Origin of the sequence: Pseudarthrobacter siccitolerans (assembly GCF_001046895.1) — a bacterium.
Lineage (GTDB): Bacteria > Actinomycetota > Actinomycetes > Actinomycetales > Micrococcaceae > Arthrobacter > Arthrobacter siccitolerans.
Genome location: NZ_CAQI01000039.1, coordinates 54,201 through 78,184, shown reverse-complemented (window position 1 = coordinate 78,184; position 23,984 = coordinate 54,201). Strand labels below are relative to the sequence as shown.

20 protein-coding genes are annotated in these 23,984 nt (G+C 67.5%); 7 read left to right on the top strand and 13 right to left on the bottom strand.

Features of this window, described 5'->3' with window-relative positions; genetic code table 11:
* Window positions 1-25: 25 nt before the first annotated feature.
* Complete coding sequence (locus tag ARTSIC4J27_RS07950) at window positions 26-844, bottom strand: hypothetical protein (RefSeq protein WP_050054673.1); 819 nt, start codon at window positions 842-844, stop codon at window positions 26-28.
* A gap of 136 nt (window positions 845-980) precedes the next feature.
* On the opposite strand from ARTSIC4J27_RS07950, the gene ARTSIC4J27_RS07945 reads away from it, so the two are divergent.
* Together ARTSIC4J27_RS07945 and ARTSIC4J27_RS07940 are read left to right on the top strand one after the other, a co-directional pair.
* Complete coding sequence (locus tag ARTSIC4J27_RS07945) at window positions 981-1,667, top strand: DUF1684 domain-containing protein (RefSeq protein ID WP_050054672.1); 687 nt, start codon at window positions 981-983, stop codon at window positions 1,665-1,667.
* 44 nt (window positions 1,668-1,711) lie between these two features.
* Window positions 1,712-2,557, top strand: a complete 846-nt coding sequence (locus ARTSIC4J27_RS07940) for a fumarylacetoacetate hydrolase family protein (RefSeq protein WP_050054671.1) — start codon at window positions 1,712-1,714, stop codon at window positions 2,555-2,557.
* A 49-nt stretch (window positions 2,558-2,606) separates the two neighbouring features.
* Here ARTSIC4J27_RS07940 and ARTSIC4J27_RS07935 read toward each other — a convergent pair whose 3' ends face one another.
* Genes ARTSIC4J27_RS07935 through ARTSIC4J27_RS07915 form a run of 5 tightly spaced genes read right to left on the bottom strand, consistent with a single transcriptional unit; the run spans window position 2,607 to window position 8,564 of the window.
* Entirely contained in the window at window positions 2,607-3,761 is a 1,155-nt protein-coding gene (locus ARTSIC4J27_RS07935) for a cysteine desulfurase family protein (protein WP_050054670.1), read from the bottom strand.
* Between the two features lie 4 nt (window positions 3,762-3,765).
* Window positions 3,766-4,686: a carboxylating nicotinate-nucleotide diphosphorylase gene (gene nadC, locus ARTSIC4J27_RS07930; RefSeq protein WP_050054669.1), complete on the bottom strand. Its 921-nt coding sequence runs from the start codon at window positions 4,684-4,686 to the stop codon at window positions 3,766-3,768.
* The gene (locus tag ARTSIC4J27_RS07925; RefSeq protein ID WP_050054729.1) at window positions 4,679-6,535 is read right to left on the bottom strand and encodes an L-aspartate oxidase; all 1,857 of its coding nucleotides are present in this window, start codon (window positions 6,533-6,535) and stop codon (window positions 4,679-4,681) included. The genes nadC and ARTSIC4J27_RS07925 overlap by 8 nt, the downstream gene beginning before the upstream one ends.
* A 17-nt stretch (window positions 6,536-6,552) precedes the next feature.
* A complete protein-coding gene (nadA, locus tag ARTSIC4J27_RS07920; protein ID WP_050054668.1) occupies window positions 6,553-7,857 on the bottom strand; it encodes a quinolinate synthase NadA in 1,305 nt (434 codons plus the stop codon).
* Window positions 7,854-8,564, bottom strand: coding sequence for an NUDIX hydrolase (locus ARTSIC4J27_RS07915; RefSeq protein ID WP_050054667.1), 711 nt, complete (start codon window positions 8,562-8,564; stop codon window positions 7,854-7,856). Before ARTSIC4J27_RS07915 ends, nadA begins: the two co-directional genes overlap by 4 nt.
* Window positions 8,565-8,818: 254 nt before the next feature.
* On the opposite strand from ARTSIC4J27_RS07915, the gene ARTSIC4J27_RS07910 reads away from it, so the two are divergent.
* The 3 genes from ARTSIC4J27_RS07910 to ARTSIC4J27_RS07900 all read left to right on the top strand — a co-directional run bounded on the left by ARTSIC4J27_RS07910 (window position 8,819) and on the right by ARTSIC4J27_RS07900 (window position 11,875).
* A complete protein-coding gene (locus tag ARTSIC4J27_RS07910) occupies window positions 8,819-10,222 on the top strand; it encodes an amino acid permease (protein WP_050054666.1) in 1,404 nt (467 codons plus the stop codon).
* A 63-nt stretch (window positions 10,223-10,285) separates the two neighbouring features.
* Window positions 10,286-11,113, top strand: a complete 828-nt coding sequence (locus ARTSIC4J27_RS07905) for an alpha/beta fold hydrolase (RefSeq protein WP_050054665.1) — start codon at window positions 10,286-10,288, stop codon at window positions 11,111-11,113.
* A 114-nt stretch (window positions 11,114-11,227) separates the two neighbouring features.
* Window positions 11,228-11,875: a phosphoribosyltransferase gene (locus ARTSIC4J27_RS07900; RefSeq protein ID WP_050054664.1), complete on the top strand. Its 648-nt coding sequence runs from the start codon at window positions 11,228-11,230 to the stop codon at window positions 11,873-11,875.
* Window positions 11,876-11,939: 64 nt separating this feature from the next.
* Here the strand turns inward: ARTSIC4J27_RS07900 and ARTSIC4J27_RS07895 are convergent, their stop codons facing one another.
* Window positions 11,940-13,274, bottom strand: coding sequence for an MFS transporter (locus ARTSIC4J27_RS07895; protein ID WP_050054663.1), 1,335 nt, complete (start codon window positions 13,272-13,274; stop codon window positions 11,940-11,942).
* 246 nt (window positions 13,275-13,520) lie between these two features.
* Between ARTSIC4J27_RS07895 and ARTSIC4J27_RS07890 the strand changes: the two genes are divergently transcribed.
* Window positions 13,521-14,243, top strand: a complete 723-nt coding sequence (locus ARTSIC4J27_RS07890; RefSeq protein WP_050054662.1) for an IclR family transcriptional regulator — start codon at window positions 13,521-13,523, stop codon at window positions 14,241-14,243.
* Between the two features lie 44 nt (window positions 14,244-14,287).
* Here ARTSIC4J27_RS07890 and ARTSIC4J27_RS07885 read toward each other — a convergent pair whose 3' ends face one another.
* From ARTSIC4J27_RS07885 to ARTSIC4J27_RS07870, 4 genes are all read right to left on the bottom strand, one after another.
* Window positions 14,288-15,655 carry an MFS transporter gene (locus ARTSIC4J27_RS07885; RefSeq protein ID WP_050054661.1) on the bottom strand — a complete coding sequence of 456 codons (1,368 nt, stop codon included), beginning with the start codon at window positions 15,653-15,655 and terminating at the stop codon, window positions 14,288-14,290.
* 126 nt (window positions 15,656-15,781) lie between these two features.
* Window positions 15,782-18,883, bottom strand: a complete 3,102-nt coding sequence (locus ARTSIC4J27_RS07880) for an AAA family ATPase (protein ID WP_050054660.1) — start codon at window positions 18,881-18,883, stop codon at window positions 15,782-15,784.
* Window positions 18,880-20,076, bottom strand: a complete 1,197-nt coding sequence (locus tag ARTSIC4J27_RS07875) for an exonuclease SbcCD subunit D (protein WP_050054659.1) — start codon at window positions 20,074-20,076, stop codon at window positions 18,880-18,882. Before ARTSIC4J27_RS07875 ends, ARTSIC4J27_RS07880 begins: the two co-directional genes overlap by 4 nt.
* Before the next feature lie 67 nt (window positions 20,077-20,143).
* A complete protein-coding gene (locus tag ARTSIC4J27_RS07870; protein WP_050054658.1) occupies window positions 20,144-21,076 on the bottom strand; it encodes an aquaporin in 933 nt (310 codons plus the stop codon).
* Between the two features lie 183 nt (window positions 21,077-21,259).
* On the opposite strand from ARTSIC4J27_RS07870, the gene ARTSIC4J27_RS07865 reads away from it, so the two are divergent.
* Window positions 21,260-22,342, top strand: a complete 1,083-nt coding sequence (locus tag ARTSIC4J27_RS07865) for an ADP-ribosylglycohydrolase family protein (RefSeq protein ID WP_050054657.1) — start codon at window positions 21,260-21,262, stop codon at window positions 22,340-22,342.
* Here ARTSIC4J27_RS07865 and ARTSIC4J27_RS07860 read toward each other — a convergent pair.
* On the bottom strand, window positions 22,323-22,802 hold the full coding sequence (locus ARTSIC4J27_RS07860; RefSeq protein ID WP_050054656.1) for a DUF4395 domain-containing protein: 480 nt from the start codon (window positions 22,800-22,802) through the stop codon (window positions 22,323-22,325). The two genes, ARTSIC4J27_RS07865 and ARTSIC4J27_RS07860, sit on opposite strands and share 20 nt — an antisense overlap.
* A 74-nt stretch (window positions 22,803-22,876) precedes the next feature.
* Window positions 22,877-23,887: an exonuclease domain-containing protein gene (locus tag ARTSIC4J27_RS07855; protein WP_050054728.1), complete on the bottom strand. Its 1,011-nt coding sequence runs from the start codon at window positions 23,885-23,887 to the stop codon at window positions 22,877-22,879.
* Between the last annotated feature and the right edge of the window lie 97 nt (window positions 23,888-23,984).

Genomic DNA, 23,984 nt, shown 5'->3' with positions numbered 1-23,984 from the left:
CACAAACGTGGGGCCGGGAACGGGACTAGTTTTTGATCTCCAGAGACATTAGCATCCGTTGGACGTTGGCGAATTCTGTGCCCTCGTTGACGTACCGGGCGGCCTGGTCAAGGGTGTCGAAGGCCTTGGCCGGGGCCACCTTTTCGTCGGGTGCGAAGGCCCTGACGGAGACGACGTCGCCGAATGAGTAGTCACCCTTTCCGGCCGGGCCCCGCAGGATGTTCCGGAGCTCGCAGGCCAGGCCGTCCGCGCCGCCCACCACGTTGGTGATCCCGTAGGAACCGAAGTATTTGTAGCCCTGGATCACGCGGAACACCACCCTGGGCGGGATGGTTCCCTCCCCGCCCGTCGCGGGCATTTCCACCGGCACGCTGCTGACCACCGTGTACGGCCGCCGGGTTGTTTCCGGGCATTCCGCGGACGACGGCGGCAGTCCGGTCCGCAGCGCTGCGATAAAGGTGCCGTCGGGCTTCTTCACTTCGATTTTCAGGGCACCGGGCAAGGTGCCTTCCTCCGGCGTGACGGACTGGACGATCCAGTCCTCCGGCAGGTCGAAGCTGACGGTCTTGCCGGGGTCCGAAAAAGTCTTCCAGGCCGCAGCCGTGGCCACTGCCAGCGGCGGGCCGGATGAGCTGGCGCCGGGAGCGGCGCCAGCGGAAGGCATCGTTGAGGAGGAGGCGTCCGGGGATGCGGGCGCGCTGGCGCCTGGGCCTGCACTGCCGGCAGGACCCGGCTGCGCGGTCCAGCCGGGCTGGCCCGGTCCTGCGCCGGAGCAGCCGGACAGGAGGGCACCGGCCAGCAGCAGTGATACACCGGACAGCCCCGTAGTCGCCTTGCCTCTCATGCAGCCAGCCTAACCGGACCTGCGCAGCAGCCGGGCCGTGCCGGAGGGCGTTTCCTCTCCTCCCGCAAGCGAAGGCACCCTGGTCCGTGTCGCCGTCGGGCGGGTCCGGTACCGCGCGGGGACTAGGCTGGTGGCTATGGCGCAAGATCAGCAGCACGGCAGAGCCGAAGAAACCCTTGGCGGAGCCGACGACAACCTGGCGGGCATCTCCGCCGTGGACATTGCCGACTGGCGGCTGCGGACCTTCGCCTTGTACGCCAACGTCCGGAAGTTGGCGCTCGAGAATCCGGCGGAGGCGCATTCCTATTGGCGCCACCAGCGCGACCTGATGTTCGCCACGCACCCTGCCTCGGCCCTGACCGCCCAGGACAAGGCCCGGTTCTCCGGGCTCAAAACCGCGGATTACGATCCCATCTACCGTTTCCACGTTCCGCTGACCAAGGAGGGTGCCGGCCGTGAGATGAGTGTGGAGACCGCAACGGACGGCGTGGTCCCCTTTATCCGGCTGGGAACGTTCGACCTGCCCGAGATGGGCCAGCTCGGAGTGTGGAAGCTGCACGGTTACGGCGGCGGCATTTTTGTCCCGTTCCGCGACGCCACGGCCGGCCAGCCGGGCGGCAGTTACGGCGGGGGACGGTACTTGCTGGACACCATCAAGGGTGCGTTCCATGGCGTGGACGGCACCGGTCCGGATGCTGCCTTTGTGCTGGACTTCAACTTCGCCTACAACCCCTCCTGCGCCTACAACGAGGCCTGGGCCTGCCCGCTGCCGGGGCCATCCAACCGTCTGGCCGTGGAAATACCGGTGGGCGAGCTCTACTGACGGAGCGCGGCCGTCAGCCGCCAGGGGCCCCGTAGGATTCCCTCATGACTGCCTTTCCCCGCCGCATTGCCCGCGTCCGTCCGCTGTCCCCGGCCCATCCCACGGAACAGTTCTTTGTAGCCAGCGATGCGACGGACTTTGGCGGCGCGGAAGGCAGCACGTGGACGGTCGTGGACAGTCCCTTCCCGGGCTCCCCGGCTAATGCCTCCAGCCTCTCCCGGGACGGGTGGCAACCCGGGGACCAGGTGCGGGAGGAGTCCTTGATGTTCCTCGCTCCGAGCGTGCCCGCCAACGTCCTGGGAATGGCGCACAACACCGGCCAGTCCGGCCGGGAGCTGCCGCCGCAGGCGTTCCACAAGGCGGCCACCAGCGTCATAGGGCCCGGCGACGCGATAGAACTCGCGCCCGGAATGCGGCGGGTGGACCCGGAAGCGGAGCTGGCCATTGTGATCGGCACCAAGGCTCGCGGCCTGACTGCAGAGAACGCCCGAAGCGCGGTCCTGGGCTTCACCATCGGCAACGACGTCACCTGCCGGGACCAGCAGAAATCCGATGAACTCTGGATCAGCGCCAAGAGCCAGGACACGTTCACGCCGGCAGGACCATGGATTGTGACCGGCCTCGAGGAGTCCCGCCTGGCCGTGGACGTGGTGCACAATGGCACTCCCCTGCGGGCCGCCAGCACCGCTGACCTCGGCTGGAACGTTGATGAGATCCTCGTGTATCTGACCTCGTTTATGACCCTCCACCCGGGCGACCTGGTGCTGACGGGCTTCCCGGCAGAGTGCGTGCCCCTGGCCCCGGGTGACACAGTGGTGTGCCGCGTGGAAGGCATCGGCGAACTCCCGAACCCGGTCATTGCCTCATCGTGGCCAGGACCCACGGGCTGAGTTGAGGCGGCAGCGTCCCGGGCTTCAGGAAACTCAGGTGTTAAGGAACTCAGGCGCCGAGTGCCCTGACCCGTCCGACGGCGGCTTCCACCGCGGTTGCCGCGGCTGCAAGGTCCGCTTCGGCAACCGTTGCGTCGAAACTGAACCGGACGGCCGTCTGGGCTACCTCGGGTGCAAAGCCCAGTGCTGTGAGCACCGGCGAGGGTGCGTCCGAGCCCGCAGCGCAGGCTGAACCGCTGGAGCACACCACGCCTTGGCGTTCCAGTTCAAGGAGTACCGACTCGCCGCTGGTTCCGGGGAAGCAGAACGACGCCACGGAGGGCAGCCGTTCAACCGGATGCCCGGTGAGGACGGCGCCGGGAACGCCGGTGAGCACAGCGTTGATGAACGCGTCCCGCAGAGCGGCGACCCGGCGTCGTTGTTCCTCCTGGCCTGCGTGCGCCAGTGTCAGGGCGGTTGCCAGGCCCACGGCTCCGGCCACATTCTCCGTTCCCGAGCGGCGGCCGCGTTCCTGCCCGCCCCCGTGGATCAGCGGCTCAAGTTTGGTCCGGCCACGGACGAACAGCACACCGCAGCCCTTGGGCGCCCCCAGCTTGTGCCCCGAAATGCTCATCGCATCCACGCCCAGCGCCTTGGTGTCCAGCGGCAGCCACCCGGCCGCCTGGACGGCGTCCGTGTGGAACGGGATACCGAGTTCGTGGGCCAGGGCTGCCAACCGGGCAATGGGCTGGACTGTTCCCACTTCATTGTTGGCGTACATCACGCTGGCCACGGCTGTTTCCGGCGTCAGGACTTTTTGGAACGCCTCCGGGGTCACCTGCCCGGTCCCGTCTACCGGAACCACATCAACGGTGAAGCCGTGGAAGCGCTCCAGGTACCGGGCCGATTCCTCGACGGCGGGATGTTCGACGGCGCTGATCACCACCCGGTTCAGCTGCGGGTTGGCAGCCTGCCGGGCCAGGGCGATGCCCTTCACCGCCAGGTTGTCTGCTTCGGTTCCGCCCGCGGTGAAGGTTACCTCGCCCGCCCGGCAGCCCAGCACCGCTGCCACCGTCCGCCGCGCATCCGCGAGCGCAGTGGCTGCAGCCTCGCCGAGGGTGTGGTGGCTGGAGGGGTTCCCGAACTCTCCGGTCAGGTAGGGCCACATGGCGTCCAGCACTTCACGGCGGACGGGTGTTGTGGCGGCCGCGTCGAGGAAGATCATGGGTTCACTCCACCGTCAGTTCGACATCCAGCCCGAGGTCCAGGGCGGCCACCGTGTGCGTCAGGGCGCCAATGGAGATAACGTCCACTCCCGTGGCGGCGATTCCGGCCACGGTGGCGAGGTTTACGTTCCCGCTGGCCTCAACCCGTGCGCGTCCGGCCACCAGCGCCACACCGGCCCTCAGCTCCTCCAGGGTGAAGTTGTCCAGCATGATGGTGTCCACGCCGGCCGCGAGCACGGGTTCGATCTGGTCCATCCGGTCCACCTCAACTTCGAAGTGGGTGGTGTGCCCGAGCTGTGCTTTGGCCGCGGCGAGCAGCTCTGTCAGTTTGGCCGGGTCCCCGCCCGTCATCACGGCAAGGTGGTTGTCCTTGGCGAGGACGGCGTCGGAGAGGCTGTACCGGTGGTTGGCGCCGCCGCCGCAGCGCACCGCGAACCGTTCCAGGATACGGAGCCCGGGCGTGGTCTTGCGGGTATCGGTGATCCGCGCGGAAGTGCCCTCCGTCAGCTGGACGAATTCGGCGGTCCTGGTGGCGATAGCGGACATCCGCTGCACGAGGTTCAGGGCCACCCGTTCAGCCAGCAGCACCGACCGGGCGCGTCCGCTGACCCGGGCAAGGTGGGTGCCGGCGTCGAACTTTTCCCCGTCGGCGAGCAGCAGCTCGACGTGTGTTTCCGGGTCCACCAGCAGCATGGCGTCCCGGAATACCGTGGCGCCGCTGAAGACTCCGGGGACCCGGGCGTTCAGTACCGCGGTGGCGCGGGCAGCGGCGGGAATCAGCAGCTGGGAGGTGATGTCCCCGGCGGGAGCGTCCTCAGCGAACGCCCGTTCCAGGATCTCCCGCACCGGCGCCGACGGCATCGTCAGGTCCAGCCTGCGGGTACCGGCCCCTACCGGCGCTGTCAAGGAGGTGGTGTCAGTCATGGAGAAGGCTCGCTTTCGCGCGGGTTCGGGAAGATTCTTCAAAGTCGGCAGCGATACCGGCGGCATCGGCCGGATCGTCACTGCGGTAGTGGGCGCCCAGGGATTCTGTGCGCTGCCGGGCGGCAGCCACGAGCAGCTGCGCGGCCAGCAACAGGTTGCGGTCCTCGTGGGCCGTCGGGTCCAGTTCCCCCGGGGCAACAGTCCCAGGACGGACGACGCCGGCCCACCGGCCAAGCGCGTCCCCCGCCTGAGCCAACAGTTCCCCGGAACGCAGCACCCCGGCCTGAGCAGTCATCAACCGACGAAGCGCCCCCCGCGAGAATGTGCCGTCAGTGCCATCACCCTCACCCCCTTCCTCGCCGAAGTCGGCCAGCCGACTCCCACGCGGAGCACCCGATGCGGCCGCCCCGCCTTCTAAAGCAGCAGGGAAGGTGACGTCGCCCGCAGCTTCTCGGGGCAGCGGTGCGGAAGCGTGCGTCAAGGGGAGGCCGCCCGCGGCCGAGACAGCACGCGGAGCATCGGTGCCCCGAGAGGGCCCACCGCCGTCGTCACCAACCAGGAAATCTTCAACAGCGCGGCGGCCGAAGACGAGTCCCTCAAGGAGGGAGTTGCTGGCCAGCCGGTTTGCACCTTGGACACCGGTGCACGCAACCTCACCGGCGGCGTACAGCCCGGAAACTGTGGTCCGGCCGTGCAGGTCGGTGGCTACGCCGCCCATCCAGTAGTGGGCTGCCGGGGCAACCGGGACCAGTTCCCTGGTCCAGTCGATGCCGGCGTCGAGCGTCCTTTGCGTGAGGGTGGGGAAGCGCCCGGCCAGGAAGCCCGGGCCCTTGACCTGTTCGATAAGGCGTGCGTCGAGGTAGACGTGGCCGTTGGGGTCGCCGAGCTTGGCCAGGTGCAGGGCGATGCTGCGGGAGACGACATCGCGCGGGGCGAGTTCGGCGTCCGGGTGGTAGGCCCGCATGAACCGCCTGCCGTTGCCGTCAACGAGGATGGCCCCTTCGCCGCGGACGGCTTCGGAGATGAGGAGCGGGTCCTGGTCCAGCCCGGTCACGGTGCCCGGGTTTGCGCCGCTGGCCCCGGGAACCAGGCAGGTGGGGTGGAACTGGAAAAATTCCAGGTCAGCCACGGCCGCCCCGGCGCGGACAGCGAGGGCGAGGCCGTCGGCGGTGGCCACGCCGGGATTGGTGGTCTGGGCAAAAAGTTGCCCCGCCCCGCCGGTAGCCAGCAGGACTGCATCCCCGTGCAGTGTGAAGGTCCGGCCGTCCTGGCCGAAGTCCACGCCGTTGACGTAGCCGTCCTTTTGGCGGAGCGCCGTGGCGTGAGCGCCGGTGCGGATCGTCAGCGTTCCGGCTGACTGCCGGGCCAGCACGGCATCGATCAGTGCCGCGGCGACCTTCGCACCCGTGGCGTCGCCGCCTGCGTGCAGGATGCGCGGGGCGGAATGTGCGGCCTCCAACCCCAGGGCCGGACCGCCGTCGGTTCCGGGATCAAAACGTACGCCGAACCGCTCCAGTCCGGCGATGTCGCGGCGGGCCTCGGTGCACATCAGCCGGACGGCCGCTTCGTTGCAGTGTCCCGCGCCGGCCTGGAGTGTGTCGGCGATGTGTGCCGCCACCGTATCCCCGGGAGCAGGCTCGCCCAGGACGGCGGAAATACCGCCCTGCGCATACCAGGTGTTGCTTTCGCGCAGTTGGCCTTTGCTGAGCAGCACCACGTCCGCGCCGGCATCGGCCGCCAGCAGCGCCGCGTAGAGTCCGGCAATACCGCTGCCGACGACGATCAGCCGCCGGCGCGTACCGTCGCCGCCGTGACCCGGCGGCGTGGTTGCCCTCCCCCGGGTGGGCATGTCCGCCTGCCGGTTCATTACGGCCTGGCGGCGAGCATGCGCTCGAGCGCGGTGCGGGCGTTGTCCTGGACGGAGTCCGCCACGGTGATCCGGTTGACGATCCGGCCGGCAACCAGTTCCTCGAGGACCCATGCCAGGTAACCCGGGTGGATCCGGTACATGGTGGAGCAGGGGCAGATTACGGGATCCAGGCAGAAGATGGTGTGCTGCGGGTACTCGGCTGCGAGCCGGTTCACCATGTTGATTTCCGTGCCGATCGCGAAGGTGGTGGGTTCGGTGGCCGCAGCGATGGCTTTTTTGATGAAGTCTGTGGAGCCGGCCGAGTCTGCCGCGTCCACTACTTCCATGGGGCATTCCGGGTGAACGATGACCTGGACGCCGGGAAACTCGGCCCTGGCCTTCTCGATCTGCGCCACGTTGAAGCGCTTGTGCACGGAGCAGAAGCCGTGCCACAGGATGACCCGGGAATCCAGGAGTGCCTGCTCGTCGTTGCCGCCGAGGTCCTGGCGCGGATTCCACATGGGCATCTGCTCCAGCGGCACGCCCAGCGCTTTGGCGGTGTTGCGGCCCAGGTGCTGGTCCGGGAAGAACAGCACCCGCCGCGCACGCTGGAACGCCCATTCGAGGACGGTTTTGGCGTTGGAGGACGTGCAGACGATCCCGCCGTGCTCGCCGCAGAAAGCCTTCAGGGCTGCGGAGGAATTCATATAAGTGACGGGAATGACCGGAACCCGGCCCTCGGCGTCGGGCTCTGTGCCGAAGATTTCCTCAAGCTGTTCCCAGCACTCCGCCACGGAGTCGGCGTCGGCCATGTCCGCCATGGAGCAGCCGGCCGCGAGGTTAGGCAGGATGACGGCCTGTTCGGGTGCGGAAAGGATGTCGGCGGTTTCGGCCATGAAGTGGACGCCGCAGAACACGATGGCCTCGGCGTCCGGGCGTGTGAGCGCGGCGTTGGCCAGCTGGAAGGAGTCGCCCACGAAGTCCGCGTACTGGATGACTTCATCGCGCTGGTAGAAGTGCCCCAGGATGACCGCCCGGTCCCCCAGCGCAGCCTTGGCAGCGAGGATCCTTTCGCCCAGCTCGGCGTCGCTGGCGAGCTTGTACTCTTCGGGCAGCTGCCCCTGGCGCGGCGTTGCGGCGGGGGCTACGTCCGCGCTCGAGGCGCCGGGGCCGTAGGCGGGAACGCCGGCGAGCGCCTCGGCAACGTCGTAGTCCCACGGGCCCTTGGCGAGGGCCGGGCTGCAGGTGCTGCCCTTTGCCGCCGCGCCATTCTCGGCCTGTTCGCGCGTGATCAGCTGGATTGCTGTGTTGACGCTGCTCATAGTGTGCTCCTGTTATCTGGGTCAAGGCCGGGCCGGCCGGTAAAGCGGTAGAGGCGGGGCGGGCGGTGTTTACCGCCCTGGAGGTATTCGCCGGTTTCCTCGATCTCCGGCGTGGATTTGAGCTGGCGCCGGAAGTTCGCCGGATCCAGTTGGCGGTCCAGCACAGCCTCGTAGACTTCCCGGACCTGTGCCAGGGTGAAGTACTCCCCCAGCAGGTGGTAAGCCACGGATCCGTAGGCAAGCTTGTTCCGCAGCCGCCAGAGTGCGTAGTCCACAATCGTGTTGTGGTCAAAGGCCAGTTCGCCGAGCCGGTCCGCACGGAACCAGCGGACGTTTTCGGACTCGTCCGCCAGGGCGGCTTCCGTCGGCTGGACCAGGGCCCAGTAAACGATGGAAACCACCCGTTGGGTGGGTGAGCGGTGGAGGCCGCCGAAGGCGTAGAGCTGCTCGAGGTAACTCGGCGCCAGGCCGGTGGTCTCGCGCAGGTTCCGTGACGCCGCGTCCTGCAGGGACTCCGAATGGCTAAGGGGCCCGCCCGGCAGCGCCCACAGGCCTTTGAACGGCTCCCGGATACGCCGCACCAGCGGAAGCCAGAGCGTGGGCCGCCCGGAGCTTTCACTGGGCCGGAGCGCGAAGATGACGGTGGAGATGGCCAGTGACGGAGGTGCGGCCTGGCGCTCCGAGACGTTCGCTGAGCTCGAGTACATGTCCACCACCTTCCGGCCCTGCCGGCTCCCCGTTGAAGCCGCCCTAGTTATGGTCAACTTGACCATAACTAATTCTACGGGCAACCGGCCCTCAATTGCCAAATGTTTCTGCTTCCCGCCGGCCGCGCCGGTTAACTCTGCAGGCCGGGGCCCGGCCCTGGGAGTGCTGTGATGCGGGCAGCAGGGCCGCAAGGCGGTAAATTCGTGTGGTCCCACAAGGAGCCACCACCAACCCCAAGAAGGTTCAGCAGCAGATGACGACGAAGTCCACCCAAACGCGTCCACAAGGCCACTTGGGCCACAGCATGAAGCCCCGCCAGCTCACCATGATGGGCCTGGGCAGTGCCATTGGCGCGGGCCTCTTCCTCGGCTCCGGGGCCGGGATCCAGGCGGCCGGCCCTGCAGTGCTCATCTCCTACCTGGTGGCCGGAACGCTGATCATCCTGGTCATGTGGGCGCTGGGTGAAATGGCCGCCGCGAACCCGAACAGCGGAGCCTTCTCCGTCTACGCCGAACGGGCCCTGGGCAAAACGGCCGGCGCAACGATCGGCTGGCTGTGGTGGCTGCAGCTGGTGGTGGTGATTGCCGCCGAGGCCCTCGGCGCTGCGGGACTCCTCTTCACCGTCTGGCCGGTGGTCCCGGTCTGGGCGCTCGCGCTGATCTTTATGGTGGTGTTCACCGCCATCAACCTGGCCGGAGTCCGGAACTTCGGTGAATTCGAGTTCTGGTTCGCCATCCTCAAGGTCGCTGCCATCGTCCTGTTCCTCGTGATTGGAGCCGCCCTGCTCGTGGGCATCCTGCCGGACGTAGCGTCCCCGGGCCTGGCCAACCTGACGTCCGATTTCGCTCCCGCAGGACTCGGCGGGATCGCTGCGGCCCTTTTTGTGGTGATCTTCGCCTTCGGCGGCACCGAGATTGTTTCCGTGGCGGCGGCAGAAACCGAGGACCCGGAACACAGCGTTGCCAGAGCCATCCGGACCGTGGTGTGGCGCATCCTGGTTTTCTACATCGGCTCCGTTTTTGTGATCGCTGCTGTCCTGCCGGCCAGGTCGGAGAGCCTTGCATCACCCTTTGCCGGCGTCCTGGCTGCCGCGCGCATCCCCGGTGCCGCCACGGCAATCACCCTCGTGGCCGTCGTCGCCCTTCTCTCCGCACTGAACGCCAACCTCTACGGCGCGTCGCGGATGGTCTACTCCCTTGCCGGGCGCGGCGAAGCCCCGCGCTTCCTGGCCCGCCTGAGCGGTGCCAGCGTGCCCATGCTGGCCGTCGGCGTGTCCGTCGCCTTTGGATTTGTGGCCACAGTCCTGGAGCTGCTGTTCCCGGAGCGCATCCTGCCCGCCCTGTTCCAGCTCGTGGGATCCACCTGCCTGGTGGTGTGGGGCAGCGCCCTGGTCTCGCAGCTGGTCCTGCGGCGCCGTGCGGACCGGGATGGCACTTCCCTGCCCCTGAGGATGAAGGGCTTCCCGGTACTGACCTTTGTGGGCCTCGCCCTGCTGGGCCTGATTTTCGCCGTGGGATTCAGCGCCGAGGGCAGCCGCGTCCAGCTCGTCAGCACCTTCGCCCTAATCGCGGCCATCGCGGCAGCCTGTGCCGTGGCTGCCCGGTTGAGCGGCAGGTCCAGCCAGCCCAAGCAGCCAGCGGCAAGGCAGGTAGAGTAACTTCCGAAGACGTTCCGACGCGCCGGGTCCGCCTGGGCGCCGTAGTTGATGAGGACTGACACCATGAGCGGCAGGCACACCGGCGAACAGCATTCGCACACCGTGGAGGGCACCGACCCCCAGCTGTATGTGGCGGTGCATGATCCTGCCGTGGACGCCGGGCTCCGCCCCGTCCTGCTCCTGCACGGCTTCTCGTCGTCCAGCAAACTCAACTGGGAGGACACCGGCTGGCTGGCATCGCTGCTCGACGCCGGCCGCCGCGTTATCCTGGTGGACCTGCCCGGGCACGGGCGCAGCGGCGCACCTGAGGACCGCGACTCGTACTCCCCCAGCCGGATCCGCGCGGACCTGCTGCAGGTAGCGTTCGACGCCGGTGTGCGTCCTGTGCAGGCCGGCGACCCTGCCAGCGGGCTGGACGTAGTGGGTTATTCCCTGGGGTCCCGGCTCGCCTGGGAGTTCGCCGCCACGCAGCCCGAAATAGTGCACCGGATTGTCCTGGGCGGGCCAAACACCGCGGACCCGCTGGCTGAGTTCGACCTCGCCGCCGCGCAGGACTACCTGGCCGACGGCACTCCCATCGAAGACGAGTCAACCGCAAGGCTGCTCAAGATGGCCTTGCTGCTGCCCAGCAACAACATCTTCGCGCTGCTCTCCTTGGTGGAAGCCATCAAGGCAGAACCCTACGACCCCTCCGAGGCGGTCCCGCACGTGCCGATGCTCCTGGTGGCCGGGGACCAGGACGAGCGCGCCGGCAGCCTGCCGCAGCTCGCCGAACTGGCTAAGGGCGCCGGCGGCCTGGCCGAACAGCTGACGCTGCCGGGCCGCAACCACACCAACGCCGTTACGAGCCGGGCCTTCAAGCAGGCCGCCATCTCCTTCCTCGCGGTCTGATATCCCTTCCGGTTGAACTAATTTCCTGCCGCCTGTCCGAACCTCTCCTGCCGCCCGTTCGGCGGCGGTAGGCTGAAAGGGAGGCGGAAGGGCTGGCACAGCCGGGAGGGCCACATGGATATGCGTTTCGAAGACCGCACCGAGGCCGGCGAGCGGCTGGCTGCCGTCCTGACGCAGTTCCGCGAGCGGCCAGGCACCGTTGTCCTGGGACTTGCGCGCGGCGGAATCCCCGTGGCGGCGGCAGCAGCCAAGGCCCTGTACCTTCCACTCGGTGCCGTCCTGGTCCGCAAGCTCGGCATTCCCGGGCATGAGGAAACGGCGTACGGGGCCCTGGCATGGGCCCGCGGGCGGACCGTGCGCCTGCTCAACAAGCCGCTGCTGGACCGGGTCTTGGAACATGGAGTCCGCGAGGAGCTCCTGCACCAGGTGGAGCAGCGGGAACGCGCCGAACTGCTCCGCCGCGTGGATCTCTACCCCCAGTCAGACCCGGAAATTTCCGGCAAGACCGTCCTGCTGATCGACGACGGCCTGGCAACGGGAGCGACCATGAGGGCCGCCGTCGAGGCCGTCCGCGAAGGTGGGGCTAAGGCCGTGGTGGCCGCCGCTCCTGTTGGCTCCATTGAAGCGGAGGCGTCCGTGGAGCGGGTCTGCGACGCCGTGCTGTGCCTGCACCTGCCGGGCAAATTCCGCGCGGTGGGCAGTTTCTACCGGCACTTCGAACAACTGACGGACGAAGACGCCATCAGCTTCCTGAAGCAGTAGCAGCCGTAAACGACGGCGGGCCCGGACCAATAAGGTCCGGGCCCGCTTTTGGCTGTCGTTGGAATTACTGGTGGTGGCTGACGCCGAGCGGCCTGCCCTTGGTTTCCTTGGCCAGGATCACACCGATGGCCGAGATGACGCACAGCACCATGATGTAGATGCCGATGGACCCGGCCCACTTGGTGGTTTGCAGCAGCGTTTCGGCGATGGTGGCGGCGAAGGCCCCGCCCAGGATGGCACCGAAGGCGTAGCCGATCGAAATGCCCGAATACCTGACGTTGGCCGGGAACATCTCGGCGTACATTGCGGACATGGGGCCGTAGGAGAGACCAAGGCCGATGGTCAGGACGAACAATGCCAGGCCGTAGAGCCAGATGTTCCTGGTATCGATCAGGGCAAACATGGGAATCATCCAGACGAAGACAATCGCGTAGCCGGTGAGGAAGGTCTTGACCCGGCCAATGCGGTCAGAGAGCCAGCCGCCCACCAGCGTGAAGATCAGCCAGCCAAAGGACGCCAGCGTGGTGGCCAGCAGGACCTGGGGTGTGGGCATCTGCAGCGTCCGGGTGGCGTACGCGATGAAGAAGGCAATCAGCAGGTACCCGGCAGCGTTGTTGCCGATGAAGATCATGGTGGAGTAGAGGACCGGCTTTTTGTGGCTGCGGACCAGTTCACCCAGGGGCGCTTTGCTTTCCTGCTTCCGCATGGCCATCTCCTGGAAGACCGGACTCTCGGCGACGGCACGCCGGATCAGGTAGCCCACCACGATGAGGACGATGGAGAGCAGGAACGGCATCCGCCAGCCCCAGGCGGCGAAGTCTTCCTTGGACATGCTGCTGTTGAGGAAGAAGAGCAGGCCGGTGGCCAGGATCATGCCCACCGGCACGCCGATCTGCGGGTACGCGCCGAAGAGGCCGCGCTTGTTCAGGGGCGCGTGTTCCACGGCCATCAGCGCCGCGCCGCCCCACTCGCCGCCTGCCGAGAAGCCCTGGACTATGCGGAGGAGGATCAGCAGGACGGGAGCCCAGGCGCCGATCTGGGCATAGGTGGGCAGCATGCCGATGAGGGCCGTGGCCGCGCCCATCATCACGAGGGTGAAGACCAGCATCGCCTTGCGTCCCAGCCGGTCGCCAAGGTGGCCTGCCACCACGGCACCCAGCGGCCGGAACAGGAAGCTGATGCCGATCAGGGCGAACGAGAGGATCTGCGCCAGGCCCGGGTTGGACTGGTTCAGCGGTGCCAGGAACAGCGGCGACAGCAGCGTTGCCGTCAGCTGGGCAAAGATAAAGAAGTCATACCACTCGATTGTGGTGCCGACCAGGGTACCGGCCAGGACTTTGCGCTCCTCCCGCCGGGTGCTGGGACCGGAGAGTGAATCCACCTTGGAAGGTGTGGTCATTGAAACTCCATTGTTTGTTGGCAGCGGGGCTGCCAGGACGCCTTCAGGATTACCGACAGAACGGTCAGTTAGTTAGCAGGGTACTACGAAAGTGTGAGGCGGGACACGCTTTTTGCGAATTTGCTCCCTCCGTGGCGCGGTCTGGATAAAAAAGGGCGTGCCGACGCTGGCCGGCAAGGTCTCCGGAAGGTTCTATATGAGAACTGGCGCTTCGCTATCCGGACGCTCCGACCTAGGATGGACACCATGACTTCCACCGCTGCAGCCGCGCCGGCACAGGCCTCGCCCTCCCAGACGCTGTCGCGGGGCATCCGCGCTTTGGAGATTCTAGCTGCAGCGCCAGGCCCACTGACTATTGCCGAACTTGCCGACGCCATGGGCGTGCACCGCTCGGTGGCCTACCGGATCCTCCGCACGCTGGAGGACCACTCGCTGCTGGTCCGCGACGACGCCGGGCGGGTCCAGCCGGGCCCCGGCCTGGCCGTCCTGGCACGCGGCGTGTCAAGGAACCTGCAGAGCGCCGCCCTTCCCGAACTGACACACCTCGCCAACACCTGGGATATGACTGCATTCGTGGCGCTGTGGGACCACCACGACTGCATCACCCTGGTCACCGTGGAGCCGCGGCACTCCGGGGCCACCGTGGCACAGCATCCCGGCACGCGGCACCCCATCAACGCCGGAGCACCGGGCATCGCCATCCAGTCGGCCCTCACCGAAGCCGAGTGGGACCGCCTCGAGACAGGCATCCCGTACCGGCCGGAGGCCGCCGAAGCCCGCCGCACCGGGTACTCCGCCAGCCATGACGAGGTCATCGCCGGCGTCTCATCCCTGGCGGCACCAGTCAGGGTTCCGGGCGGCCGGCCGGCAGCGCTTGCCGTCGTATATATCCGGTCAGCCCACCAGCCCTCAACGGTGGGCGCGGCACTGGCGGAAAGTGCGGCCAGAATCGAACGGCAGCTGGCCTAGGCAGCACGGGCAGCAGCGGCTTACTGCGTGGGCCCGGGAAGGGTTCAGGCGCGCCGGCGTTGGAGTACGACGGCGGCCGCGGCACCAAGGAGCGCCAGGGCGGCTGCCGCACATGCGGGGACGAGGAATGCGGCTTCGTAGCCGTGATCCTGGGCCAGCCGGCCGCCCACTGCCGAACCAATTGCTGTTCCAGCCACGATGCCGCTGGCCAGCGCGGTCATCACGGTTCCCAGCCGCCCTGCGGGGGCGACCACCCCGCCTACGGCGAAGACGGTCACCATCACCGGTCCCACCGGAACCCCCAGGATCAGCAAAACCAACACCATCGATCCCAACGATCCAGGCACCAGCAGGAGCAGGGCCAGCGCTGCCATCAGCACAGCAGACACTATCCAGCGCCAGGACAGGGCGAAACGGTGCGGCCAGTAAGCGACCGACAGGGCGGCCGCGGCGGAACTGAGCCCCATCACCGCATAAAGCAGTCCGGCGATTTCGGAGGTGGCGTAGTGCGCGGAAAAGGAGCTTAAGGCCGCCTGCGCGGAGCCGAAGAAAGTACCCATGCAAACCATGGCCACCACCGGGACCACAACGGCAACGGGAAGACTGCGCCTGGCCCGCGGTTGCGCTGCTGACCGGGCCTGGGCTTGTGCTGCCGGGACAACCCGGCGCCGGGTGACCGGAACAGCACGGTGCGTGCGGTGCGTTGCGAACGCGGGCACCAGCGTGATGGTCATTGCCGCTGCCAGCGCAAGGGGCAGCCATGGGGCCATGAGGCTGGCCAGGATTCCGACGAGGGCAGGGCCCAGCACGAAGGTGATTTCATCGGCGGTGCTCTCGTAGGACAGCGCTGTATCCAGGTCCCGCCTGTTGTCCGGTGCGCTCCCCTGCGATGTGAGTGCCATCCACCTCACCCGGGCCAACGGTCCCACCTGGGGGCAGCTTGCGCCGGAGAGGAACGCGGCAGCCAGCACCCCGGGGGTAAAACTTCCGGATGTCCCCAGGAGGGCAGCCGCGAAGATCAATGCCAAGACCGCGGCGGTGTTGAGGGCAGCCGCGAAGAGCAGTACCGGACGCTGGCCGCGTTTGTCCGCCAGGGCGCCCAGGATGGGTGCACCCAGGGCAGACCCGATGCCGACTGCCCCTGCGGCCGTGCCGCCGAGAGCATAGGAACCGCTGTTGGACGTGACCAGGGTCAGGGTTCCCACCGTGAGCATGGCCAGGGGGAGGCGGGCGAAAATACCGAGGGGGATAAAGCTGCGGCCGGCGAGCCGCGGAAGCCTGGCGAACCTGCTGCCGGACGCGCTTTCCGGGCGGCCGGAAGAACCGTCGGCCGGGGCAGGCGAATCCGGCGTGGCAGGAGCGCGAAGTGAAGACGAAGGCTGGTCAGGGGAAAGGGAGGTCGAAGAAGTCAATTTCCGGGCTCGTTCAGTAAGTGCGCATCGTCCCTCCTCCCGATGCGCCCAACCCGGTAACTGTCCAAGTATATCCGGCCTTCGCTGTTGAACCGGGAGCCTGCTTCCAGTCCTGTCCGGGGCTGGTTACACTGTGGCCTCGACGGCCTCCGATATCCGCAGGGTGGAACCGTTACGGCCTTTGAGCACCTGGAGCTGCATCCCGATCCGCTGCTTCATCTCGGCGACGTGACTCACCAGGCCCACCACCCGGCCACCATCCCGCAGGCCTTCGAGGGCATCCATCACCTGTTCCAGGGACTGCTCGTCAAGACTGCCGAAGCCCTCATCCACAAAGAGGGTTTCGATTTCCACGCCTCCGGACTCCTGCTGGACAACGTCGGCCAGGCCGAGTGCCAGGGACAGCGAGGCCATAAACGATTCGCCGCCTGAGAGCGTGGACGTGTCGCGCCGGTGTCCGGTCCATTGGTCCACCACTTCCAGGCCGAGCCCGGATTTGGCGCCGCGCGCTGCTTTGGCGTCGGTGTGCTGCAGGAGGTATCGCCCGTCGCTCATGGCCACCAGCCGTTCCGAGGCGGCGAGGGCCACCTGTTCCAGCCGTGCTGCCAGGACATAGCTGTTCAGGCTCATCCGGTAGGTGTTGTCCCCCCGGCCTGCCGCCGCGTCCGCCAGGCGGGAAAGCATCCGGGCATGCTCGGCGGGGCCGCGGGCGGAGCCGGCAAGCTCGTTGTAACTGGCAGCGATGGTTGTCAAGGACTCAAGGCAGCGTGCTGCCAGGCCCACCGCCACGTCAGCATCGCGTGCCGCCTGCAGGGCCGCCGCCGCATCAGCCTCCAGGGCCGGCAGCCGCTGCTGGTCCATCTCGATCCCGTCGGCCGTTTCCTTCAGGGCCAGCACCACCTCGTCGGAGGCGAACAGCTCGGCAACCCTGGCAGCCTCGTCCTGGACCGACCGTATTTCAGTTTCGAGGCCAGCAGCCTCATTGGCGGACAGCAGGTGTGCCCGGGCTTCCTCGGCAGTAGCAAACCCGGCTTCCGGCAAGGCCAGTTCCAGGTGCTCCCGGGCTTCCGCCACCTGGGCGTTGGCGGTGGCAAGCGCAGCCTGGGCTTCCACGGCTTTGGACAGCATGGCGGCCGCGTTTTCCAGGGCACGCAACCGCTGCGAAAGGCTCCGGTGTCCTGCCCGCAACTCCCCCAGTGCCTGGTCAAGGATCGATGACTGTTCTGCCAGGTCGGCCAGGGAGGATACAACTGTTGCGAGCTCAGCCTCCGCCGCAGCCCGGGACGCCCGGGCTGCGGTGACACCCGCTTCGAGCGCTTCCAGCCGAGACCGTGCGGACGCGAGTTCGCTTACGGCCTGTTCGGCGTCGGCCGCGGCCAGGCGCGCTTCCTCAGCCCCGGCGACGGCCTCTTCCATAGCGGTCCCGCCGCCTTGGCCAGCCAGAACTGCCACCAGTTGATCTGCGTCGGCCAGCCGCTGGCCGGCACGGGCGAATCCTGCTTCAGCTGCCTCAGACAGCTGATGGGCTGCTTCCTCTTCCTGTTCAAGTCCGGGACCGGCCCCGTCTCCGGCCGCAGGAGAGGGATGCTCTGCGCTGCCGCACACCGGGCAGTTTTCCCCCGCCACCAGTTTGGCGGCCAGCTCGGCGGCGGCGTTGGCGAGCCGCTGCTCGCGTACATCGAGCCAGCGGCGTTTGGTTTCCAGCTGATGCCCGCGTGACTGGTCATGCTCCAGCTTGGCCGCATTCCGCGCCCTAACGGCAGCGCCGTACCGCCGCACCACATCCAGCAGTTCTCCGGCGGCGGTCGCTTCCTTCGCCCGGAGTGCTGCCGCCCCTGCCCGTCCTTCGAGTGATTCCAGGCCTGACATGAGGCGCGCCCGCTCGGCGAGCAGTTCCTCCACGCGGCGGTCCAGGGCGGCATTGGATGCGGTGAGTTCCTGCTGCCTTCCCAGCAACTGCTGGTGCTTTGACCGGAGCATCTTCAGGCGCTCTTCATCCGGAAGCCTTGCCTCCACAACAGCCAGGAGGGACCGGAGCCGGTTCAATTCATCCGCGGCGCCGGAAAACATTGCCGGTTCCCCGATGTCCTGCTGGACACGGTAGGCGGAGCCCAGGTCCAGCTGGCCGAGTTCAGGGTCTTCGTCCGCGGCCAGCCGGAGCAGTGTGAACGCCGATTCCATGGCGTCTGCCGCCCGCCGCACCTTGGCAGCAGCAGCATCAACTCCGCGCAGCTGCCCGGCAAGAACCTCTGCCTTGCGGTGGCGGCCCAGCCGGCGGTTCAGGTCCTCCAGCCGCGGGAGGGCTTCCTCCACGGCAGCCTGCCTGGTTGTTGCCTCCTCCAGCCTGCGATGGCGTTCACGCAGTGCAGTCTCCGCCGCAACGGCCCTTTTCCGCTCCTGGTGTTCCGACTCAGCAGCCAGCGCCAGCTCCGAGAGTTGGCATTTTCGTTCCGCCGCCCGCTCTTTCAACCAGTCGAGCCGCGCAGCCCGGATGTCCGCCGAAACATTTGCCGCCGGACTGTCCTCCGGCAGCCCGTCAGTGTCGTGGAGCTGCAGCGTTCCTGCTTCGGATTCCGCCCGCGCCGCCAGGAGTTCAAGTTGGCCGTTGAGGACGGCCACTCCCTCCTTTGCTGCCTGCGCCTGCTGTGAGAGTTCCTGCTCCACGGCTTCAAACCGCTCCGTGCCGAAAAGTTTCTGCAGCAGCTCCAGCCGGTCCGTGGCCTTGGAGCGCAGGAAGGCGGCAAAATCACCCTGCGGCAGCATCACCACCCGGGTGAACTGCTCCCGGTCCATTCCCAGCAGGGCGAGTATCTCCGCCCCGGCCTCATCGTTGCGCGTGGACTTCTCCACCCACGTTCCGTCAACGCGTTCACGCAGGAGGGTTTTGGCCTGCTGGGTAGTGAATCCGTTCTTGCCCCTGGCGCTGGGCTTGTCCCAGGCGGGCGACCGGGTGACGTCAAAACGCCGCCCCTGCGCGGAGAATTCACAGCTTACCGCTGGTTCCTGGCCGGGTTCCGCATGGTCGCTGCGGAGCCGTTTGCCGTCCTGGCGTGCTCCGGGCACCGAGCCGTACAGCGCAAAGCAGATGGCGTCGAGCACGCTGGTTTTACCCGCGCCGGTGGGCCCGTTGAGCAGGAACAGGCCATGCGCGCTCAAGGCGTCAAAGTCAATCTCCTCGGTGCCTGCAAAGGGACCAAAACCGGAGATGCGGAGGCGGTGGATCCTCACAGCGAGGCCTCCTGCAGCCGGACGTTTTCCAGGGCGGCGGCGAGCGCGGCTTTCTCGGCGTCATCCGGAACGCGGCCGCGTACGTGCTCGAGGAAGCCGCAGCAAACAGCGAGGTCATCGGGGGCTTCAGCCAGCCTGCTGCTGTAGGTGGACGCGGTGCCGGCCGGACCGCCCTCGGGTTCGAAGCTGAGGACCAGCGTGTCCGGGAAACGGGAGCGGAGCTGGTCCATGGCCCGGGCGGGGCGCTGGGCGTCGGTGAGGGTCACCTGGCAGTAGGCGGTTTCGGCCCACGAGTATTCGGAGGACTCAAGCAGTTCGGCCAAGGGACCCCGGAGCACTGCCAAGGTGCGCGGGGCGTCCCACAGGACTTCCTGGACCGCGGTCACGCCGCCGGCATCGATGTCGATGAGCCACGCTCCCTTCTGGTGCGACGCTTCAGAGAAGGAATACGCTAACGGCGATCCAGAGTACCGGACCTGGGGCGACAGGGATTGCCGCCCGTGCAGGTGGCCCAAAGCCGTGTAGCTGAAGCCGTCAAAGAGGTCCAGCGGAACTGCCCCAACGCCGCCAATGCTGAGGTCGCGTTCGCTGTCCGAGCTGATCCCGCCGCTGGCAAAGGTATGCGCCAGCACCACTGAATGGACTGCAGCTGTTGCCGAGCGCCGTTCGACGTCCTGCCGGATCAAGTCCGTTGCCGCCCGGGTCACCTCGAAGTGGCTGGCGGTCTCGACACCAAGTTGATCCGCCACAAGCCGGGGTTCCAGCCAGGGAATGCCGTAAATCGCCACCACGGCACCGTCAACGGCACCCTCAGCTGCGCCGCCGGATGCTCCTCCGACAGGGAGCAGCAAGGGCTGGTCCAGGCTGTCCAGCCTGGTCCGCAGGTGCACCCCGCCGCGCTCCAGGAGGCGCGAGGCAAAGCCCAGGCGGATGGCGGAATCGTGGTTGCCGCTGGTCAGCATCACCTGCGCTCCTGCCGACGTCAGCCGGACCAGGGCGTCATCGAGGAGGTGGACCACATCCACACCAGGGAGTGCACGGTCGTAGACGTCGCCGGCGATGAGCACAACATCCACCGCATGCCGGGCAACGGCATCCACCAGCTGGTCCACAAAGGCCCGCTGCGCATCCAGCATGCCGACGCCGTGGAAGGACCGGCCCAGATGCCAGTCAGATGTGTGAAGTAACCTCATGTTTCTACGCTATCGGCTGCCACTGACAGTTCCGGTAACCGCCGCAGCCGCCGGCCTCCTGCCAGGATCAGCGCTTGCCCTCAAAGAACTCCTGCGCTTCGCTGGCTGCGGTCTGTGAATCCTTGCCGGCCGGTTTTGGGGCGGTCTCACCGGTTGCGACGGACTCGTCAATCGGGTCCTCGTCGGCCCTTTCAACTGCCGCTGCTTCACTGCTGTCACGGCCCGCCAGGGCTTCGCCGGTCGTGGAAGCAGCGGCATTGAAGCTACGGAACGCGAGCCCGGCGATAACGGCGCCGATCAAGGGGGCCGCAACAAAAACCCAGAGCTGTTCAAGAGCCCAGCCTGAGCTGAACACTGCGGACGCAGCCGCCCTGGCCGGGTTGAAGGGCAGGTTGCCCACAGACAGGCCCAGCTGCAGGAGGACAGCGAAGGACAAGCCAACGGCAACCGGCGCGGCGGAAGGGCTGCTGCTGTCCCGGCGGGCTGTTGCCAGGAAAACCGCGGTGATGATTGCGGCCCCGATCATCTCGAGCAGCAGGACGGCCGCCAGCGGCGCCTGGATGATGGAGTGTTCGCCGAAACCGGCCGTGACGGTGTCGAAAGCGGTCCGGCTGTCCGCGATCCCAGGCAACGTGCGCAGGATTCCGAAGAGGGCCAGGGCGGCCAGCAGCCCCCCGGCCAGCTGGGCTGCGGCATAGGCGCCGGCTGCCCCCACGCGGATCCGGCCGGCCATAAGGTGGCCGGCCGTGATGGCGGGGTTGAAATGACCGCCGGAAACGTGGCCGAAGGCAAGCATGGCCGCCGTCACGGCGAGCCCTGCAGCAAGGGCGGCGGGCATCGGGCTGGACTGCGGGATGGTGAACAGCGGAACGCCCAGCCCGGCGAGTGCGAGGAAAAAGCTGCCAAATGCCTCCGCGGCCAGGCGCGGCAGAAGCCGCGGCGGGACTTCACTTCCGGCTGGTTGAACTGGATCGTGGCGGGCCGGGACGGGCGTGCTCATGGTGGTGACCTTTGAGGTAGGCGGGCGTGGGCGCTGCGTTCAGGCAACCCCGGCATTATTCCAGTACAGGCTGTGCGTTCGCTGGACAGCTCTGCCGCACCGCCCGGGCCCGCTGCCTCATGCCAGTGCTGCCGCCCGGGCAGGCGTCGGCCGGCCGCCGGCGGCCACGGTAAATTGGCAACCATGAGTATTGAGCCGGACGCTGCCACTCCCTCCCTGAAGTCCCGCATCCGCGGTTGCCTCCTGGGCGGCGCGCTGGGCGACTCCCTGGGTTACGCCGTCGAGTTCGACTCAATAGGGCAGATCCGCAGCCGCTACGGCGCGGCCGGACTCACGGGACTTGATAAGCTCACCGGCCCAACCCATTTCTCCGATGACACCCAGATGACCCTTTACACGGTGGACGGGCTGGTGGAGGCCCTGGAGTGGGCGAACTCGGGTGTTGGCGCGGACGTCAACGCCTGCCTGTGGCTCGCGTACCTGCGCTGGTATGCCACTCAGGGGGAAACCGCGCCGGCCTCGGCCCCGGCCCCCCAGCCGCGCTGGATTGATGCCCAAGAGGTGCTCCACCAGCGGCGGCACCCGGGTAAAGCCTGCCTTTCCGGGCTCGCCACCGGGGAAATGGGCACCTCTGCCCGGCCGGTGAATCCTGACTCGAAGGGCTGCGGGACGGTGATGCGTTCGGCCCCGTTCGGGCTCATTCCCCACATCGCGCCCGACGCCGTCTACAAGTTGAGTTCCGACGCCGCCTCACTAACGCACGGGCATCCGTCAGCCCGCCAGAGCGCAGGTACCTTCAGTCTCCTCATCCACCGTCTGGTGTCCGGCGACGGGCTGCGCGAAGCCGCAGCCGAGGCGCTGGCCCATACTGCAGGCCTCGACGGCGTGGCCACTGAGTTGCCGGAACGGCTGGAGGCTGCCCTCCGGCTGGCGGGCAAGGGCGTTGTGACACCTGAGGAAATGGTCCAGGCACTCGGTGAGGGCTGGGTCGCTGAAGAAGCCCTCGCCGTCGGGCTTTACGCCGCGCTGGCCACCCTTCCGGAGGCCGACGCGGCGGAACCCGCACAGCACTTCCTTGATGCTGTGGCCCTGGCGGTCAACCACAGCGGCGACAGCGATTCCACCGGTTCGATCGCCGGGAACATCCTCGGCGCCTTCTACGGCGAAGCATGCCTGCCCCCGGAGTGGCTTGCAGCGCTCGAAGGACCGGAGGTTATCGGCGGTATGGCCGATCAATTGGTGAAGGTCACAACCGGCGAAGGCTGATGTTGTTGCAGGCTTCGCAGACTTCCTGTGGGATCAGCCCGCGCCGCTGCAGGAATCCGAAGATCACGCAGCCAAGGCAGAAGCCGGCGAAGGCTTCCAGCGCCGCCGCCACGATCAGGACTCCCAGGACTGCCCAGGCGGCAGGGGCGGCGCCGGCCGCGAACAGGGCAAGGGCTGTAGTGGACACCACTGCCCCGATGCCCTGGGCGAAGCGCTTGGGCGGCCCCGGAACGGGTTTCACCCGGCCCAGCCGTGGCGTGATGACTTTCACGGACAGCAGCGCCAGCGGCGAAACCCGGGGCCCGAAGAGCACACGGAGCCAGAATCCGGCGGCGATGGCCAGCAGTCCCCATCCCGACCCTGCAGCTGCTGTTGCCAGGGCCAGCACCACCACCAGTCCCGCCGTCACGCGGGCAGCGTACTCGTTCACGGGGTTGGGGAAGGCAAAAAGCGTGCGCATGAGGCAAGGCTAGGGGGCAGCAGACGCCGGGCGGTAAGTTTGTTGCGCTGCGTGACCCGGGGGCGCGCATTTCCCTAGGCGCTGACGGCTCCGGCGAAACTGCCCACCATCTGCAGGAACTCGCCTTCGGAAAGGACCTCGATGGACTGCCCCCGCTCGTGGAGTTCGAGGACCCGGCGTGCCTTGCCGGTGAGCCTGCCCGAGCGGAGGTCGGAGGCCACAAAGCCGTCCCCCACCACCAGGACGGTGGTGCGTCCCGTGACCCGGCTCTCCGGCCGTGCGCCGAACTCGGCAGACCGCTGCTTCGCTTCAGGCCGGCCGATGGACAGCTGGCCGGTGAAAACCACTGTCTGGCCGAACAGCGGGTGGCCGGGCTCCGCGTGCGGATTCGGCTCGGGGTTTGCGCCCTCTTCGGGCCAGCCGCTGTAAAAGGGCCGCACCAGCCCGGCTCCGCTGCCTGCGGCACTGGAAAGGGCGGCGAGGCTTGCCTTGGACAACGTGTCCCGGGCGGGGTCGAACGCCTCCTGACGGGGCATCACGAGCCCCAGCGACAGGTAGAGCTCGGCGATGCTGTTCGCCTGGTTGCGGGCTGCGATGTCGATCAGGATACCGGCGCAGGCACGGGCGTCTTCGGCGGCGTCGTGGTGATTGACCAGGGGAACCCCGGCCTCCTCGGCGGCGAAGGGCAGCGAATTGGACACCAGCGAGTAGCAGCGCCTGGACAACATCACTGTGCAGACGTAGTCGTAGGCCGGACCGGGCAGCCCGGAGACCTCAAGGCCGGAGCGGATCACGCCGAGATCGAACGCCGCATTGTGGGCCGCCAGGATGTCATCGCCGATGAATGCGCCGATCTCCGGAAAGAGCTCCCCAAACCGGGGCCGGCCCGCAACGTCGGCGGCAGTGATGCCGTGGATCCGGACGTTGTGGTAGTCGAAGTGGTCGTGGCTGGCCGGCGGGCGCATGAGCCAGGAAGCTTCCTCAACCACCTTGCCGCCGCGGACTTTCGTCAGGCCCACAGAACACGGGGAGCCCCGGAATCCGTTCGCAGTCTCGAAGTCGATCGCCGTAAAGTCCAAACCCACGGGCCCCACCTTACCGCCGGACCGGGCCGTTCCCGGGTCACCCATGCCGTCCTGTCACCGAAATCACCCGACCGCCCCGGGCCGGCGCCTTCCGCCG